The organism is Nocardia inohanensis NBRC 100128 (assembly GCF_001612945.1).
Classification (GTDB): Bacteria; Actinomycetota; Actinomycetes; order Mycobacteriales; family Mycobacteriaceae; genus Nocardia; species Nocardia inohanensis.
Genome location: NZ_BDBK01000005.1, coordinates 22424 through 41636 on the forward strand (window position 1 = coordinate 22424; position 19213 = coordinate 41636).

General features: G+C 69.7%; 5 protein-coding genes. 1 reads left to right on the top strand and 4 read right to left on the bottom strand.

Annotation, left to right across the window (positions count from 1 at the left end; all coding sequences use genetic code 11):
- Positions 1-4: 4 nt before the first annotated feature.
- A complete protein-coding gene (locus NI1_RS13510; RefSeq protein ID WP_067819434.1) occupies positions 5-1264 on the bottom strand; it encodes a TetR/AcrR family transcriptional regulator in 1260 nt (419 codons plus the stop codon).
- Between the two features lie 127 nt (positions 1265-1391).
- On the opposite strand from NI1_RS13510, the gene NI1_RS13515 reads away from it, so the two are divergent.
- Positions 1392-2186, top strand: coding sequence for an enoyl-CoA hydratase-related protein (locus NI1_RS13515; protein WP_067819699.1), 795 nt, complete (start codon positions 1392-1394; stop codon positions 2184-2186).
- Between the two features lie 10 nt (positions 2187-2196).
- Here NI1_RS13515 and NI1_RS13520 read toward each other — a convergent pair whose 3' ends face one another.
- From NI1_RS13520 to NI1_RS13530, 3 genes are all read right to left on the bottom strand, one after another.
- The gene (locus NI1_RS13520) at positions 2197-3441 is read right to left on the bottom strand and encodes an Nramp family divalent metal transporter (protein ID WP_439957255.1); all 1245 of its coding nucleotides are present in this window, start codon (positions 3439-3441) and stop codon (positions 2197-2199) included.
- 259 nt (positions 3442-3700) lie between these two features.
- On the bottom strand, positions 3701-4693 hold the full coding sequence (locus NI1_RS13525) for an alpha/beta hydrolase (protein ID WP_067819703.1): 993 nt from the start codon (positions 4691-4693) through the stop codon (positions 3701-3703).
- A gap of 216 nt (positions 4694-4909) precedes the next feature.
- Positions 4910-19141 (bottom strand): non-ribosomal peptide synthetase, encoded by a 14232-nt coding sequence (locus tag NI1_RS13530; RefSeq protein WP_157535112.1) that lies wholly within the window; start codon positions 19139-19141, stop codon positions 4910-4912.
- Between the last annotated feature and the right edge of the window lie 72 nt (positions 19142-19213).

Sequence of the window (19213 nt, forward strand, 5' to 3'; positions counted from 1 at the left end):
GCGTTCACTCGGCGGGTTCGTGGGTCGTCGCGCCCAGGAGGACGGCGTTCATCAGCGCCCCCACCCGGTCCAGGTTCTCCCGGCGGCCGTCGAAGCGGATGCGGCGGCCGACATCGATGACCTGGGCGATGGCGGCGTGCACCCGGAACCGCGCCTCCACCTGATCGCCGTCGAGCAGGTTCGCCCATTCCAGTACGTTCTGCCGCTGGATGGAGCGCAGCCGATGCTGTTCGGAGGCGGGCAGATTGGAGAATTCGGAGAAGTACACCGGCAGGATCTCGGGCATGGCGAAGGTCATGCGCGCGAATCGCGAGCCGATGCGCACGGCCGCGTCGGAGCGCCCGGTGGCCTCCGACAGCGCCTCGGCATTGGCGATGGCCACCCGCTCCCCGGTGCGGTGGAAGGCCGCCGCGAGCAGGTCGGCCTTGCTGCTGAAGTACCGGTACACGCTGGAGGCGTTGATGCCCGCGGCCGCGCCGATCTCCTCGATGCTGGCCTCGTGATAGCCCTGCCGCCCGAAGATCCGGATCGCCTCGGTGAGCAGCTGTTCGCGTTTCGAGATGACCGGCAGCCCACGCAGATTGGGTTCGCCGGTGACCGGCGGCGGGGCGGGCGGCAGCTCGGTGCGCAGCAGATCCCAGCAGATCTCGTCGATCAGGTTGAGCAGGCGGGTGGTGGAGAGCGCCGTCCGGTGCGCGGTGATGGAGCCGATGGCCGACAGCACCGCCGCCGAGCGCAGCATGACATCGGCCGGGTCGGCGTCGGGGTAGAGCTCGGCGATGGCCGCGGCCATGGTCTCGTGCAGTTCGGCGTAGATGACCCGGATGCGCTGGCGGTCCTCGCGCTCCAGGTAGCGCCGCTCCCACCGGTACAGGCCGCCTTCGCGGCGCACGTCCACGGTGTACTCGGCGATGCCGCGGATCAGCGTGGTGAGTCGCGGTTCCGGTTCCAGCTTCGGATCGTCGGCGGTCTTGGCGGCATCGAGGAGCTGCTGCGCGCCTCCTTCGGCGGCGGCCACCAGCAGTGCGTATTTATTGCGGAAGTGCCGGTACAGCGCGGGCCCGGAGATGCCGACCTCGGCGGCGATCTCGTCCACGCCGACCGGGTGATATCCCCGCTCGGCGAAGGCTCGAGCGGCTACCCTGACGATTTGCGCCTTGCGGTTCTTGGGCCGGCGGCGGGGTCCGGGTTCGCTCTCCGATCGCCCGGCCGGACTGTCGGATCGCACCGAAGCGAGTGCGGCCTCGCTGCGATCGACGACCATGCGGTTTCTCCTTCTCCGAGCGGCACCGGCTGTTGACAGTGCCGGACGAATCCCCCTAAGTTAACCACAATTCGCACAGTTGAACACATTCGCCGGCATCGCCGCCGCGCATTCACCGGGAGCACGCATGAGCAATACCGCGACCACGCCGGGCTACACCGCGATTCGGGACGGGCGGGTGCTGCGGATAACCATCACCAACCCCCGGCGTAAGAATGCCATCGATTACGACACCATGGCGGGTCTCGGCGATACCGTCCGCGCGGCGTACGACGATCCGGCGGTCCGGGTCATCGTTCTCACCGGTGCAGGCGGGGATTTCTGCACGGGCGCCGATCTCTCGGCCAGCCCCGGGGAGGCCGCGCGCGGCATCACGCCGGAAATGACCATGGTGGTGGCCAATCGGATGATCAAGGCGCTGGTGGACGCGCCGATCCCGGTGATCGCCCGGGTCAAGGGCGCGGCGGCCGGGGTGGGCGTGGCGTTCGCGCTCGCGGCGGATCTCACCTACGCCGCCGAGGACGCGTACCTGCTGCTGGCCTTCATCAATATCGGCCTGATGCCCGATGGTGGCGCGGCCGCCCTGGTGGCCGCAGCGGCCGGGCGTCCGCTCGCCGCCGAAATGGCGTTGCTGGGTGAGCGCCTGCCCGCGACCAAGGCGGTCGAGCACGGCCTGATCACCGGCGTCTACTCCGATGCGGAGCTCGACGCCAAGGTCGAGGCGGCCGCGGCGAAGCTTGCGAACGGACCGCGCCGCGCTCTGGAACTGACCAAGCGCGCTTTGAACGCCGCCACCCTCACCACTCTCGACGCGACGCTCGCGGCCGAGGCGAGCGGTCAGGCCGAACTGCTCCGCTCCCCCGATTTCGCCGAGGGCGCGGCGGCCATGCTCGCCAAGCGCAAGGCCGTATTCGCCGAGTAGCGAACGGGATTCACTTCCCGGTGACGGTCAGGTAGATGAGCGCGACATTGAGCGCGGAGATGATGGCCGCGACCAGCCAGGCCAGCCCGGTGGTGACGCGATGGTTGACGTCGGCGCCCATCAGCACCCGATCGCTGGTGAAGCGCACCAGCGGAATCAGCGCGAAGGGGATGCCGAAGGAGAGCACCACCTGCGAAATGATCAGTGCCCGAGTGGGATCGATGCCGATCGCCAGCACCACCAGCGCCGGGATCAGGGTGATGAGCCGGCGGACCAGTAACGAGACGTGCCGGTGCAGCAGGCCCTGCATGATCATCGCGCCGGCGTAAGCGCCGACCGAGGTGGAGGCCAGGCCGGAGGCGAGCAGGCCGACCGCGAGCAGCAGCCCGGCCACCGGGCCGAGCACGTCGGTGACGGCGGCGTGCGCGGACTCCAGCGAATCCACATCCTCGCGCCCGCGCAGGGTGTTCGCGGCCATCAGCAGCATGGCCAGGTTCACCGTGCCCGCGAGCAGCATGGCCAGGCCCACGTCGTAGCGGGTGATGCGCAGCAGCCGGGCGCGCGGCGCACCGGCCGCCGGATTGCCGTGCCGGTCGCGGGCCAGGCCGGAGTGCAGGTACACCGCGTGCGGCATGACGGTGGCGCCGATCATGGCGGCGGCCAGCAGCACGCTCTCGGTGCCGTCGAAGCGCGGCAGCAGCCCGCCGAGGGTGCCGGAGACCGAGGGCGGCGCAATGAACACCGACGCCAGGAAGCCGATGGCGATGATCGCCAGCAGGCCGACGATGACCCGCTCGAACGGCTGCTGCCCGCGATGGTTCTGGATCATCAGCAGGAACAGCGACACCACGCCGGTGATCACGCCGCCGAGCAGCAGCGGCAGCCCGAACAGCAGGTTCAAGGCGATGGCCCCGCCGACCACCTCGGCGAGATCGGTTGCCATGGCGACGGTTTCGGCCTGCGCCCAATAGGCCAGCCGCACCGGCCGGCTCGCCTTGTCCCGCACCGCCTCCGGCAGCGACATGCCGGTGACCAGCCCCAGCTTGGCCGATAGGAACTGCACCAGCCCCGCCATCACATTGGCCATGACGATGACCCACACGAGCAGATACCCGAACTGCGCGCCCGCGCTGATGTTCGAGGCGACGTTTCCCGGATCGACGTACGCGATGGCGGCGACGAAGGCGGGACCGAGCAGGGCCGAAGCCGATCTGACTCGCTGAAACTTGCTGCGCTCTTCAGCCAAGGTGGTCACAACAATAGTTTACGGCTAACCGAACTTTTTGTTCAGCCCCATCCCCAGAACAAAACCCCGAACCCACACAGCCTTCACAATCCGGTCAGTCGGTACGAAGGCCACCCACCCCGCACGAAGTCCACCCGCCCCACCAACAACCGCTCCCCCGCGACCGCCCCCACCAACCACCACGCCTCGGCAACCTCCCCCTTCAACGACCACGCCCCCGACCGCTTTTGCGGTCGGGGGCGTGTCTTTGCTCTTGAAGCGCCGGGCGCTACAGCCCGAGCCCGCGGGCCAGCACCGGCCACGAGTTCATGAACTCGTCGTTCCAGTAACCCCACGAGTGGGTGCCGGAGGGCCGGAAGTTGTAGGTGGCCGGAATGCCGAGGCCGTCCAGCTTCGACTTCAGGTTGGCGGTGCAGTAGTTGGTGCCCGCCTCGATCACGCCACCGATGATCAGCTGGTTGGCCAGGCCGTAGGCGCCGGGCAGCGCGTACGCACCGTTGAGGGTGTCGTACTGGCCGGGCAGACCGTTGCCGGAGGAGATGTAAAGCTCGGTGCCGCGCAGCTTTTCGGCGTTCACGACCGGATCGTGGGCGGCCCATTCCGGGGAGTCCTCGGCGCCGTACATGTTCTCCAGCTTGCCGCCGCCCCAGGTCTCGACGGTGAGCCGCATGAACTCACGGCCGACCGGATCGGCGAACTGGGCGCAGCCGGAGTAGGCGGCGGCGGCCTTGAACAGGCCCGGCTTCACCTCGGGCAGTTGGAGCACGGTGGTGCCGGAGGTGGAGATGCCGGCGACGGCGTTGACGCCGTTGGTGCCGAGCGCGGCCTCGATCAGCGGCGGCAGTTCCTCGGTGAAGAACGTCGTCCACTTGTTGCGGCCCAGCGTCGGGTCGTCGGTCTGCCAGTCGGTGTAGTAGCTCCACTTACCGCCGATGGGCTGCACGACATTGACGTCCTTGTCGCCCAGGAACCCGTTGACGATATTGGTCTTCTTCACCCAGGAGGCGTCGTCCTGACCGCCGCCCGCGCCATTGAGCAGGTACAGCACGGGGCGCGGCGCCGAGGCGTCGGCGGGGCGCTGTACATCGACGGGGTAGGTGGCGTCCATGGCCGCGGAGTAGACGTACAGCCGGATGTTCCGGCTGTCCTTCATCTCGGCCTTGGTGATCTTCGACCCGTCCGGGGCTACGGGATCGGCCAGCAGCTTCTTGCTGTCGATGATCGGGTCAGCGGACGCGGTGGTCCCACCGACACCGGACACCAGACCGGCGAGCACTGCTGTGGCGGCTACGAAGGCCGCGGCGCGGGCACCGCGCCGGCGGTTCGCGACGCCACTCCGGACATGTCGACGAATCAATGTTTCGCACCTTCATCTCGTGTCGTTTACTGGCCGACGAGCACTAACCGGGTTCTCCGGGCGGTAGCCGATCCCCGACAGACCATACGGCCTGACTCATCGCCGCGGTAGCGATGAATGTTACGGGTTGGTCGCGCGTCCGTGCTCGGCGAGTCCGCCCAAAGCCTGTACCCAGCCTTCGACGAGCTTCTTGACGTCATCCAGTTCCAGCACCGCGCCCGCGAAATCGAAGCGGGCGATGAGGCCGTCCTGGCTGGTGTCCACGGTCAGATCCAGGTAGAGGTCGTCGGCCACCGGTTCCGGGTACACCCGGGCCGGTCGCAGATCCCGGTACCGGAACCCGATGCGGCCCACCGGAAGTGCCGCGATATCGGCGACCGTGGCGGGGTTCAGATGCCGCAGCAGGCCGAACCCGACCCCGTGCGCCGGGACCGCGCGCACCGCGTCCCGCACCTGCTCGATGGCCTGGCCCGCATCCGTCCCGCCGCGCCGCACGTCATCCAGATCGATGCCGTCCAAACGCAGCGGGAACGGGTAGGCGGTGCTGAAGGCCCCGACGGTGCGCCGACCGGCGGCGTCACCGGCCAGTCGCCCGTCGGCGATCAACCGCACCACCGAACCCGTTGCCTTGCGGGCGGTTTCGCTGTCCCGGTCGAGCAGGGCGACCGCGAGGGCGGTCAGCAGCACATCGTCGATCTCGGCGTGATGGCGGCGCGCCACCGCGTCCACGGCCGCCGCGCCCTCCCCGGTGATGGAGACCGACACCCGGCCGCGCCCGGTGGGGCGGCCGTTCGCGCTGATCTCGTCCGGCGAGATGCCCGCGGTGGCGCTGGCCAAAGCGGTTCGCCACCAACCCAATTCACCGACCGTATCGGGAGCCGAAGCCTGTTCGGCCAGGGCGCGCGCGATACCGAGCGGATGCGCGTCCGCACTGGGCGGCGTGGCATGCCCGCCGGACCAGGAGGCGGTCAGGTCCTCGATGATGGTGCGCCACGAGGCGTCGTCCACCACCAGGCCGTTGGCGACCACGACCAGCACGGCGGCGGGCCGCAGGTCGGGTTCGACGGCCGGATCCTCGGGCAGGTTCTCGAGCAGCACGAACCGGACGTGGTAGCCCTTCTCCGGATCCAATTCCGCCGCGGCGGCCTGGATCACGGCCTCGATCGGGTTGCCGACGGCCTCCACGTTCGGGTCGATCTGCCAGACGGCGGCCGCCGCCGGAGCGGGCTGCGCCGGAATATCCAGCACCACCGAGTCGCCGGTGCGCCGCAACCGTCCCCACAGCGCCGGATGCCGATCCAGCAGGGTGGCCACCGAACGCCGCACCCGCGAACCCGACACGTCGGCCGCGATATCGAGGGTGATGGCGCGGACCCAGAGCCCGGACGGCTCGATCTCGAGCAGTCCGACGGCACCGGCCGGCAGCGGCGAGACCTGCCCGACGGCGGTCAGGCGCGGCCCCATATTCGGCACCGGGGTGGCCGGGCGTGCGGCCACCGGCTCGGGAGCGTCCTGCTCCACCGAATCCTGCTCGTCCGCAGCGGATTCCACGGATTCACCGGTATGCGGATCATCCAGCGAGGAATCACCGAGGCTGAAGTGATCCGGCGCCGACTCCGCCTCGTCCGCCGATTCGGCCGCCACCTCCACGGATGCGCCGACCTCGGACTCACGAACCTCGGACATATGCTCGTCGGCGTCGTCCGGCTCGTGCGGCTTCAACCCAGCGGCCAGATCCTCCGGCTTGATGACCGGCAGCACCTGCGTGATCGCCCAGTCCCCCCCGCCGTCCGAACCCGTCTCGGCCATGGATGCCCTGCCGGCTGCGCGCGCGGGCACATCCGGCCCGCCCGTACCCGCTGCCGCCGTACCGATCTCGTCCGAATCCGCATTCACGACACGATTCTCGGCCGCGATGTAGGTGGTCGCACCACTTCCGGGCACCGCCGGTTCGGCAGCGTCGCTGCCGCCGCCCGCGAGCAAGTGGGCCAGGCGCGGGCCGATTTCGGCGAACGCCTCCGCGCTGGTCATCTGCGGATGCCGCAGCGGGAGAACGTAATCGTCGACACCGGCGGAGAAGGGTTCCCATTCGGCGGGTGAGCCGACGCGTTCGCCTTCGTTGTGGATCGAGGCCCGGAACAGTTCCACGCGGCCGTCGAAGCGGGCCGGCTGGTAGGCGGCGGCGAGTTCTACGGTCCGCATGGCTCCGCGGTAGACCCGGCGCACGCGCTCGAAGGTGAGGGCGGCGAGCTCCGGGGGCAGTGCGGCGGTCAGGGCGGCGAGAGCGTCGTCGCCCATATCGCGCAGGTCCGCCGGGAAGGCGTCGGCGGGGACGCCGAGTTGCATGAACTCGTCGCGAACCGCCTTGCGGAAGTAGTCGACGTCGATTTCGGGGAAGGCGTCGAGGATGCCGAGCAGCTCGACTTCCTCACCGGCCGCGCGCAGTTCGGTGGCGATCGAGTGGGCGATCATGCCGCCGAGCGAGTAGCCGATGACCCGGTACGGCCCGTGCGGCTGTACCGAGCGGATGGCCTCCAGGTACTGCGCGACCAGGTCGCCGAAGCCGGCCGGGTCGTAGTCGTCGTCGGTGAGCGCGCGGGACTGCAAGCCGTAGATGGGCTGGTCGGCGGGCAGGTGCTCGGCGAGACCCGCGAACGGCCAGGCCAGGCCGGAGAGCGGCGGGGCGCAGAACAGCGGCGGCTGGTCGCCGGTCGCACGGATCGGCAGGATCGGTTGCAGTCCGGCGTCGGCATCGGAGTCGAGGCTCTCCCCCGCTGCGATGCGGGCGCTGAGCCCGGCCACCGTCGGATCGGTGAAGAACCAGGCGACAACGACATTCGCTCCGGTCAGGCGGCGCAGGCTGCTCACCACGCGGGTGGCCAGCAGCGAGTTGCCGCCGAGCGCGAAGAAGCTGTCGTGGATGCCGACCTGTTCCAGGCCGAGTACCTCCGCCACGGCGTCCGCGACGGTCTGCTCCAATTCGGTTCGCGGAGCCTGGAATTCGCGGCGGGTGAGCACCGGTTCCGGCAGCGCACGGCGATCGAGCTTGCCGACCGGGGTGAGCGGGATGGCGTCGAGCACCGTAATCGCGGTCGGCACCATGTATTCCGGCAGTCGCGCCGCGACGTGCTCGGTGAGCGCCGCGGTGTCGATCCGGCGCCCGGCCACCGGCAGCACATAGGAGGCCAGGATGGTGGCCCCGGCCTCGGTCCGGTGACCGACGGTGACCGCGAAGTCCACGCTCTCGTGCGAGGCCAGCGCGGTGTCGATCTCGCCGAGTTCGATACGGAAACCGCGCACCTTGACCTGGAAGTCCGAGCGCCCGATGTACTCGATGGTCCGCTCCGGCGTCCACCGCACCACGTCACCGGTCCGGTACATGCGATCACCGGCCGCGAACGGGTGCGCCACAAAGCGTTCCGCGTTCAGCCCCGGCCGCGCGTGGTAGCCGCGCGCCAGCTGGATGCCCGCCAGATACAGCTCGCCCGCGACCCCGACCGGCACCGGCCGCAACCGGTCGTCGAGGACCAGCGCCTGCACACCGCGGATGGGTCCGCCGATGGTGAGCGGGTCGCCCGGCAGCAGCGGTGCGCTCATGGTGGTCACGATGGTGGTCTCGGTGGGGCCGTACACATTGTGGAAGGCGCGAATACCGCCGCCCGCCAATGGCAGCGCCCACTTGTCGATCAGTTCGGCGGGCACCGCTTCGCCGCCGGCGGCCAGCATGCGCAGGCTGTCCAGCCCGGTGGGGTCGAGGGTCGAGAGCGCGGCCGTGGTGATGAACGCGTGCGTGACCTGCTCGCGCTTGATCACCTCGGCGAGCTCCTCACCGCCGTAGACGCCCGGCGGCACCACCACCAGCGAGCCGCCCGCCGCGATGGCGAACAGGTGCTCCATCATCGAGCCGTCGAACGAGGGCGTCGCGAAGTGCAGTGCGCGCGTGGAGGAGTCGAGCCCGTACCGGGCGATCTGCGCGGCATTGAAGTTGGCCAGGCCGGCGTGGGTGACCACCACGCCCTTGGGCACGCCGGTGGATCCGGAGGTGTACACCACGTAGGCCCCGTGCTGCGGCCGCAACGGGCGCAGCCGCTCCGCGTCCTCGATCGGGGTGTCGGGGTGCCGGTCGACGTCGAGCACGAAGCGCCGCTCGTCCAGGGCGATCCATTCGGTGCCGCCGGAGATCTCCCGCAGGGCCGGAATGTCCGTGCTCAGCGAAAGACCCAGTCGCACACCGGAGTCGGTGACCATATGCGCGATGCGGTCGGCCGGGTAGTCCGGATCGATCGGCACGAAGATGGCACCGGTCTTGAACACCGCCCAGGTGGTGAGCACCGATTCGATGGAGCGCCGAATAGCCACCGCCACCGGCACTTCCGGTCCCGCACCGGCGGCGATCAGGGCGCGCGCCAGCTTGGAGGAGGCCGCGTCCAGATCGGAGTAGTCGAAGGAACGACCGCGGTGCACCACGGCGGGGCCGGACGGATTCGCCAGCACCGCTTCGCGCATGAGCTCCGGCAGCGTGCGCGGCGGCACCGCCGGACCGCCATTGCGATCGATGAGATCGGCGTGCTCGGCTTCCGACAGCAGCGCCAGCTCCCCGACCGGCTGCCCCGGACGCGCGGCGATGTCCTCGAGCAGCCGCAGGAAGCGCTGCGCGAACACCTCCACCGTCGCCTCGTCGAACAGGTCACGCGCATAGGTGAAGACGGCGGTCGCGCCGGCGTCGGCACTGCCCGCGATGGTCAGCAGCAGATCGAATTTGGCGGTCGCATTGTCGAAATCGACCGCGCCGACCCGCAATCCGGGCAGTTCGAAGCCCGCGTCGGGCAGGTTCTCGAACGACAGCGCCACCTGGAACAGCGGATTGCGCGAGGTGGAGCGTTCCGGGTTGAGCAGTTCGACGAGCCGCTCGAAGGGCACGTCGGCGTGCGCGAACGCCTGGAGGTCGGCGTCCTTGACCGAGGCGAGCAGCTCCTGGAAGCTCTGCTGTCCCGAGACGCCGGTGCGCAGCACCAGGGTGTTGACGAACATGCCGATCACATCGTCGAGTTCGGCCTCGCCGCGGCCGGCGATCGGGGTGCCGATGGCAATGTCGTCGGTGCCCGAGAGCCGCGCCAGGAAGATCGCGAGCGCGGTGTGCATGACCATGAACTGGGTGGCGTTGCGTTCGCGCGCGAGGCGCTGGAGCGCACGCTGCAACTCCGCGCCGATCTCGAAAGCGACTGTGCCGCCGCGCATCGAGGCCACCGGCGGGCGCGGGCGATCGGACGGCAGGTTCAGCTCGTCCGGGATCCCGGCGAGCGTGCTGCGCCAGAAATCGGTCTGCGCGCTGATCAGGCTGTTCGGGTCGTCCTCGGCGCCGAGGACTTCGCGCTGCCACAGCGTGTAGTCCGCGTACTGGATCGGCAGCGGCGACCAGGCCGGCGCCTCCCCGTGCACGCGGGCGGCGTAGGCCAGCATGACGTCGCGGGTGAGCGGGCCCATGGACCAGCCGTCGGCGCTGATGTGATGCGCCACGAATACCAGCACGTGCTCGTGCTCCGCGCCTTCGACCCGGAACAGCTCGGCGCGCAAGGGAATCTCGCGGGTGACGTCGAAGCCGGCGGAGAGGATGCCGGCGATGCGCTGCGGCAGCGAGCCCGCGGTCACCAGCACCGGCGTCAGGTCCGGCACGGCCGCCGCGACGGGCTGCACGACCTGCCGGGCCGCGCCATCGACCTGCGGGTAGATGGTGCGCAGCGATTCGTGCCGTCCGATGGTGTCGGCGACGGCCTGCTGCAACGCCGCCACGTTCAGATCGCCGGTGAGGCGCACCGCGACCGGGATGTTGTAGGCGGCCGAATCGACATCGAACTGGTTGAGGAACCACATGCGCTGCTGCGCCAGCGAGAGCGGCAGCACCTCGGGGCGCGGCCCGGCGACGAGCGCCTTGCGTCCGCTGCCGGCCCGCTGCTCCACCTTGACCGCGAGCGCCGCGACGGTGGACGCCTCGAACAGCAGTCGCACCGGGACACGGGTATCCAGTGCCGCGCCCAACCGCGCCGCGACCTGGGTGGCGACCAGCGAGTTGCCGCCGAGCGCGAAGAAGTCGTCGTCCGCGCCGACGCGCTCGGCCCCGAGCACCTCGGCGAACACATTCGCCACGATCTCCTCGATCGGTGTCGACGGCGCGCGGAAGGCGGTGGTCTCGAACTCCGGCTCCGGCAACGCCTTTCGATCCAGCTTGCCGTTCACGTTCAACGGCAGGGCTTCCAGCACCACGAAGGCCGAGGGCACCATGTACGAGGGCAGGGCGGCGGTGAGCGCGGACTTCACCCGCGCCACATCGATTTCCGCGCCCGCGGGCACCAGGTAGGCAACCAGGCGGTCACCGGTGCGCGCGTCCGATTTGGCCAGCACCGCGACATTCGCGATTTCCGGCAGGGCCAGCAGCGCCGCCTCGATCTCACCGAGTTCGATACGGAAGCCGCGAATCTTCACCTGGAAGTCGGTGCGGCCCCGGTAGTCCAGCTCGCCGTCGGCGTTCCAAGCCACCAGGTCACCGGTGCGGTACATGCGCTCGCCGTCCCCAAAGGGGTTGGCCACGAACCGATCCGCCGTCAGATCCGGGCGGCCGAAGTACCCGCGCGCCAGCTGAGCACCGGCGAGGTACAGCTCACCGGACACACCCACCGGCACCGGCCGCAACCGGCCGTCGAGCACGTAGACGCGACTGTTCCACTCCGGCGCGCCGATCGATACGTTGAGCTGGTCGGCATCGGTGACCGTATGCGTGGTGATGGAGACCGCGGCCTCGGTCGGGCCGTACAGGTTGTACAGCGTCGCACCCGGATTGGCGGCGCGGAACCGCTGCGCCACCGAAGCGGGCAGCGCCTCACCGATGGCCAGCACCCGCCGCAGCGAATCCGGCAGCGGTCCATCGGATTCCGTCATCAGCGCGGCCAGCATCGAAGGCACCGCGTGCAGCGTGGTGACGCCTTCGCGCGCCATGAGCGCGTTCAGGTAGGCCGGATCGCGATGGCCGTCAGCACTCGCGATCACCAGTCGCCCACCGGAAACTGCGGCCGACCAGAACTCCCACACCGAGAGGTCGAAGGTCGCGGCCGTCTTCAACAACACCGCGTCATCCGCGCCGAGCCCGAATTCCGCCGTCTTCCACTGCAACTGGTTCGACACCGCCGCGTGCGGCAGCGCCACGCCCTTCGGCCGCCCGGTCGACCCGGACGTGAAGATCACGTACGCAGTGTTGTCCGCCCGCAGCGGCGACACCCGCTCGGCGTCGGTGAGGGGTGCGGCCGAGCGGCCCGACAGATCGAGCTCGTCGATACGCAGCACCGCGATCCCGGACACCCCCGCGTCCACACCGGCACCGGTCATCCCAGCGCCCGCACCGGTCGTTCCGGCTGCCCCGATCTGCGTCGGCGCGGCCGGCTTTCGGCCGGAAGCTCCCGCTGGCAAAGCGGTTTCCGAGGGCACGATCCCGGCCGCGAGCCCGTCGGAATCACGGGAGGATGCGAGCTCGAAGCCGTCGCCTGTGGTGGTCAGCACGCACAGCGGCGCGGCCGTCTCCAGGATGTAGCCGGTACGATCCGCGGGCTGATCCGGGTCCACCGGCACGTAGGCGCCACCCGCGACGGATACCGCGTACATGGCGATGACCAAGTCTGTCGATCGGCGCATGGCAAGCGCCACCCGCGACTCCGGGCCGACGCCCAGCGAGATCAGGTGCCGGGCGAGCGGATTCACCCGCTGCGCCAGTTCAGCGTAGGTCAGGATCTCGCCGTCGGGGCCGACGAGAGCCACCGCCTCCGGCGACTGCGCCACCGAGGCGTCGAGCAGCGACGCCAGCGTCGCGGCCGAATCCACCGGGTGCGCGGTCGCATTGCGCGCGTCGAGCAGCTCGGCGCGCTCGTCGGCGGCGAGCAGTTCGATATCACCGGCCCGGACGGAGCTGTCCGCGACCACCGCGGCGAGCAGGCGCGAAAGCCGTTCCAGCAGGCCCGTGACGGTTTCGGGGTCGAACAGGTCGGTGGCGTAGGTGATGAAGCCGCCGATGCCGGCCGGTGCCCCGGTTTCGTCGTAGGTGTCGGAGACGATCAGGTGCAGATCGAACTGGGAGACTTCGACTTCCGCGCTGAGCCCGGCGATGGTCAGGCCCGGGAGTTCCAGGGTCTGCTGCGCCATGTTCTGGAACGACAGACCCACCTGGAACAGCGGGTGGTGGGCGGTCGAACGCGGCGGGCTGAGCACCTCGACGAGGCGCTCGAACGGAATGTCGGCGTGCGAGAACGCCTGGAGGTCGGTTTCGCGCTGGCGCGCGAGGAGTTCGGTGAAGCTCGCATTGCCGTCGACCCGGGTGTGGAAGACGACGGTATTGACGAACATGCCGATGAGGTCGTCGAGCTCACGCTCACCACGACCCGCGACCGGGGTGCCGATGGCGATATCGCTGGTTCCGGACAACCGCGACAGCAGCAACGCGAACGCGGTGTGCACCACCATGAACAGGGTGGCGTTGTGCTCACGCGCCAGGCGCACCAGTCCGGCGTGGGTGTCGGCGTCGATGACCACGTTCAGGCGCGATCCGGCCAGCGATGCCACCGCGGGGCGGGGCCGGTCGGTGGGCAGTTCGAGCAGGTCGGGCAGGCCGTCGAGCTCCTGCCGCCAGTAGCTGATCTGCTGGGCGGCAATGGATTCCGCATCGGCTTCGTCACCGAGCACGGCGCGCTGCCACAGCGCGTAGTCGGCGTACTGCACGGCCAGGGGCGCCCAGCCGGGTTCGGCGCCGGCGGCGCGGGCGGCGTACGCGGTCATGATGTCGCGGGCCAGCGGCGCCATGGAGGAGCCGTCGGCGGCGATATGGTGCGCGACCACGGCCAGTACGTATTCCGGCGTGGAATCGGCCGCGCGATCGGCGATTTCGAGCAGGCGAACCCGGATCGGCACCTCACGGGTGACGTCGAACGGCGTCACCGCGAGTTCGTACACGGTCGAAGCGATCTCGGCCTCGGTGACGCGCACCTTTTCCAGCCGCGCGGCCTCGGTATCGGCTCCGGCGGGCAGCACGACCTGCACCGGGCCCGCGGGGGTCTCCGGGTACACGGTGCGCAGCACCTCGTGCCGCGCCACCACATCGTCGAGCGCGGTGGTCAGCGCCGCCACGTCCAGGCTGCCGGTGAGCCGCAGCGCGAACGGCAGGTTGTAGGCGGCCGATCCGGCCCCGATCGTCCCGTCGCCCTGATCCTCGAACCGGTTGAGGAACCACATGCGCTGCTGCGCCAGCGACAGCGGCAGCTGCTCGGGCCGCGCGATCGAACCCAGTTCGTGGGTGCGTCCCCGCCGCGTCTGCGATTCGATGGCGGTCGCGAGCGCGGTCACGGTCGGCGTCTCGAACAGGGCGCGCACCGGCACCCGGCCGCCGACGGCCGCGCCCAGCCGGGCCACCACCTGCGTTGCGACGAGGGAGTTTCCGCCGAGTTCGAAGAAGTCGTCGTCCGCGCCGACCCGTTCGACGCCGAGCACATCGGCGAAGACCCCGGCCACGATCTCCTCGACCGGGGTTGCCGGAGCCCGGAATTCGCGTCCCCTGAAGGTGGGCGCGGGCAGCGCCTTGCGGTCCAGCTTGCCGCTGGTGTTCAACGGGAACTCGTCGAGGGCGACGATGGTCGCCGGAATCATGTAGGCGGGCAGGTGATCCGCGAGCGCGGCCAGCAGCTCGACCTGTTCGATGGCGTACCCGGGCTTGGGCACCGCGTAGGCGACCAGCTGATCGCCGAGCTCGGAACCCATCACCAGCGCGACGGCCGCCGAAACGGACGGCTGCGCCAGCAGCGCGGTCTCGATCTCGCCCAGTTCGATGCGCTGACCCCGGAACTTGACCTGGAAGTCGGTGCGGCCGATGTAGTCGAGGCGCTGCGGGCGGTCGTCCGCGGCGGCCCGCCAGACCACCAGGTCACCGGTGCGGTACATGCGCTCGCCGTCCCCGAAGGGGTTGGCCACGAAGCGATCCGAGGTGAGGTCGGGCCGGCGCACATAGCCGCGCGCCAGCTGATCACCGGCGAGGTACAGCTCACCGGCGACGTTCGGCGGCACCGGGCGCAGCCGCGCGTCCAGCACGTAGACGCGAGTGTTCCACTGCGGCAAGCCGATCGGCACGGTCGGGCGTTCGTCGCCGCGCGCCTGCCAATAGGTTACCGAGACCGCGGCCTCGGTGGGCCCGTACAGGTTGTGCACCTTGGCATCCGAGACCGCGGCGAAGGCGGCGACGGTCTCCGGCGGCAGCGCCTCGCCGATGACGAACACATCGCGCAGGCTGCCGAGCCCCTCCGGTGTGGTGTGCGCGGCGAACACGGTGAGCATGGACGGCACGAAGTCGGTGACGGTGACCCGGTGCCGCGCAATGGCTTCCGCCACGTACTGCGGGTCGCGATGCCCGTCGTGGGTGGCGACCACCAGTTTCGCACCGGTGCGCAGCGGCATGAAGTAGCCCCACAGCGACACGTCGAAGGTGGTGGCGGTCTTCTGGAGGTAGACGTCGCCGGGGCCCATCGGGTATTCGGCGAGCATCCAGGCGGTCTGGTTGTGGATGGCCCCGTGCGAGACGGCGACGCCCTTGGGGCGGCCGGTGGAACCGGAGGTGAAGATGACGTAGGCCGGATGCTCCGGCCGCACCTTGCCCAGCAGTTCGTGCGCGGCCAGCGGCGCACCGTTGAACACGCTGTTGTCGAGGACGTCGAGGAAGACCACGCCGGTGTCGTCCGGTACGGGCACCGCGTCGGCGATGGTGGTGAGCACGCAAACCGGCTGTGCCGTATCGAGAATGTGGGCGATGCGCTCGGCCGGATGATCCGGGTCCAGCGGCACGTACGCGCCGCCCGCGGCGAGCACCGCGTACATGCCGATCACCAGTTCCGGCGACCGCCGCAGCGACAGCCCGACCAGCGATTCCGGGCCGACACCGTAGGCGATGAGCAGCCGGGCCAGCTTGTTCACCCGCTGATCGAATTCGCGATAGGTGAGTTCGGTGCCCTCGTAGTGCAGCGCGACCGCATCCGGATGCTCGGCGACGGCCCGGTGGTACCCGTCGAGCAGCAGCTCCGGCGCGACCGGGTAGCGAGTGTCGTTCCACTCCAGCAGGATTCGCTCCCGCTCACCGGCCGCGAGGAGATCGAAGTCACCGAGCCGGGTCTCGGGGGCCTCGGCGATGCCGGTCAGCAACCGCAGCAGCCGGTCGGCGAACCCCGCCACCGTGGCCGCGTCGAAAAGCTCGGTGGCGTAGGTGAACATGGCGGTCATCCCGGCCGCGACACCGTCGCGCTCCTGCGGGATCACCGACAGTTGCAGATCGAATTTCGCCACCGCGCCGTCGAGTTCGACCGATTCGGCGACCAGCCCCGGCAGTTCCATGCGCGGGGTCTCGATGTTGTGGAAGAACAGCGCCACCTGGAACAGCGGGTGATGCGCCTGCGAGCGGACCGGATCCAGGACCTCGACCAGCCGCTCGAAGGGCAGCTCGGCGTGCGAGAACGCCGCCAGGTCGGTCTCTTTGGCGGTTTCCAGCAGGTTCGCGAAGGTGTCGGCGGGATCGATGCGAGTCCGCAGCACCAGAGTGTTGACGAACATGCCGATCAGATCGTCGAGTTCGCGTTCCCCACGACCCGCGACCGGAGTACCGATCACGATGTCGTCGCTACCCGACAGCCGCGCCAGCAGGATGGCCAGGGCGCTGTGCATCACCATGAACGGCGAGGCCCCGCTGCGCTGGGCGAGTTCGTCCAAGCGGGCGTGCAGCGCCGCGTCGATCTCGAACCGGTGCACCGCGCCCGCGCCGCCGGCCACCGAGGGCCGCGGCCGGTCGGCGGGCAGGTCGAGGCGGTCCGGGATGCCCGCCAAAGTCTCACGCCAGTAGCCGATCTGCCCGGCCGCGGCCGAATCCGGGTCCCGCTCGTCACCGAGCAGGGCGCGCTGCCACAGCGTGTAGTCGGCGTACTGCACCGTCAGCGGAGTCCAGGCGGGCGCACCACCGTCGCGGCGAGCGAAGAAGGCCGTCAGCAGGTCTCGCATGAACGGGCCGACGGAACCACCGTCGGCGGCGATGTGGTGCGCGACGACCGCGATGACATGATCGTCCGTTCCCACCTCGGCCAGTTCGACGCGCAGCGGCACCTCCGTCGAGACGTCGAATCCGGTGAGCGCCAAACCGGTCAGCCACTCCGGAATTCGATCCGGGTCGATGTGCTGCGGGATGAGCCGCAGTGCCATCTGCTCGACCGGGAGCACCATCTGGTAGCCGGTTCCGTCCACCGCCGGATATACGGTGCGCAGTGATTCGTGTCGTTCGATGAGATCCCGGAAAGCCGCTTGCAATGCGGGGATATCCAGGGGCCCGGTCAGACGGATGGCGAACGGAATATTGTTGGCCGCCGAGTCGGGGTCGAACTGGTTGAGGAACCACATGCGCTGCTGCGCCAGCGACAGCGGAATGCGATCGGGCCGAGGCTGTGGGGTCAGCGGAGGTTGCCCGCCCGCACCGACCAGCGGCTCCAATTCCGCCGCCAGTTCGGCGACGGTCGGAGCGGTGAAGATCAGGCGGCCGGGAATGCGTGCCGAGATCGCCGCACCCAGCCGCGCCGCGACGCGGGTGGCGATCAACGAATTGCCGCCCAGGTCGAAGAGGCTGTCGTCGGCTCCGACCGGATCGGAAAGCCCGAGCACCTCACCGAAGACTTCGGCGACGAGTTTCTCGAGTGAGCCCGAGGGCGCGCGGAACTCGCGGCTGCGCAGCTCGGGCTTCGGCAGCGCACGCCGGTCCAGCTTCCCCGCGGGCGTGAGCGGCACCTCGGCGAGCACGGTGATGGCGGTGGGCACCATATGCGCGGGCAGACTTCGCGCCGCGTACGCGGCCAGTTCGTCCACATCGACCGGCACACCGTCGGCCGCATGCACGTAGGACGCCAGAATCGTTGCGCCGCTGTCGAGCTCGTGCCCGACCGTGACCGCGAAGTCGATGTCGTCGTGTGCGGCCAGGACCGCGTCGATCTCACCGAGTTCGATCCGGAACCCGCGGATCTTCACCTGGAAGTCGTTGCGCCCCTGGTAGACCAGCTCCCCGGTGGCGGTGCGCCGGACCAGGTCGCCGGTGCGGTACATACGAGATCCACTGGGATCGAACGGGTTGGCCACGAAACGGTCGGCGGTGAGCCCGGGGCGGTTGGCGTACCCCCGGGCCAGCAATGCGCCCGACACGTACAGCTCACCGACAACGCCGTCCACGACGGGCACCAGGCGCGCGTCGAGGATGTATTCGGTCACACCGCGAATGGGACCGCCGAGGCTGACGAAGGAGTCCGGCTCCAGCGGCGCGCTGATATTGGTGGCGACGGTGGCCTCGGTCGGACCGTACGCGTTGTAGAACTCGCGCCGGGACCCGTCGGGCAGGGGCACCGTCCAGCGGCGTACCAGATCGGGCGGGCACGAGTCACCGCCGACGATCACGACACCCAACTGATCCAATCCGGTGGGATCCACCGAGGCCAGCGCCGCCGGGGTGACGAAGGCGTGCGTCACCTGTTCGCGCTTCAGCAGCGCCGCCAACTCCTGCCCACCGAGCACATCCGTGGAGGCCACCACCATTGTCGAAGCGGCGCCGAGCGCGAGCAGCAGTTCCAGCACCGACGCGTCGAACGACGGGGAGGCGAAATGCAGAGTGCGGGAGGTACTGGTCGGCCGGTAGCGCTCGCGCTGCTCGTCGCAGAAGCCGGACAAGCCGGCCTGGGTGACCACCACGCCCTTGGGTTTACCGGTCGAGCCCGAGGTGTAGATGACGTACGCGGGATGCTCGGCCCGCAGCGGCCGCACCCGGTCCACGGAAGTGACGGCCTCCGCCGGGTATTCCGCCAACTCCTGGACGAAATCGTCGGCGTCGATCGCCAGCCATTCGACATCATCGGGCAGCACCGCGCGCACCGGCTCGACGGTGAGTCCGAGCACTGCCCGCGAATCGGTGACCATGTGCGTGACGCGATCGGCTGGATAGTTCGGATCCACCGGCACATAACCTGCGCCGGTCTTGGCGACACCCCATACGGCCACCACGGATTCCGGCGACCGCGGAATGCCCACGGCCACTACATCCTCGGGCCCGATGCCGCGATCGATGAGCAGCCGGGCCAGCCGGGTGGAGCGCTCGTCCAGTTCCGCGTAGGTCAGCGTGCCCAGCGTCGCAGCCGCATCGGCGTAGACGATGGCGGTGCCGCTCGGATTGGCCTCCACGGCCGAGGCCATCAGCTGGGGCAGCGTGGTGACGCGGGGGCGACGGGTGCGGGTGGGCCGCTGGCGAACCGGGCGGGTCATGCCGGCGCTCCCGCGTACATCGTGCTCCACTGTTCCCCGGCCACCCGAACCATGAACCGCTGCCTCATCCCT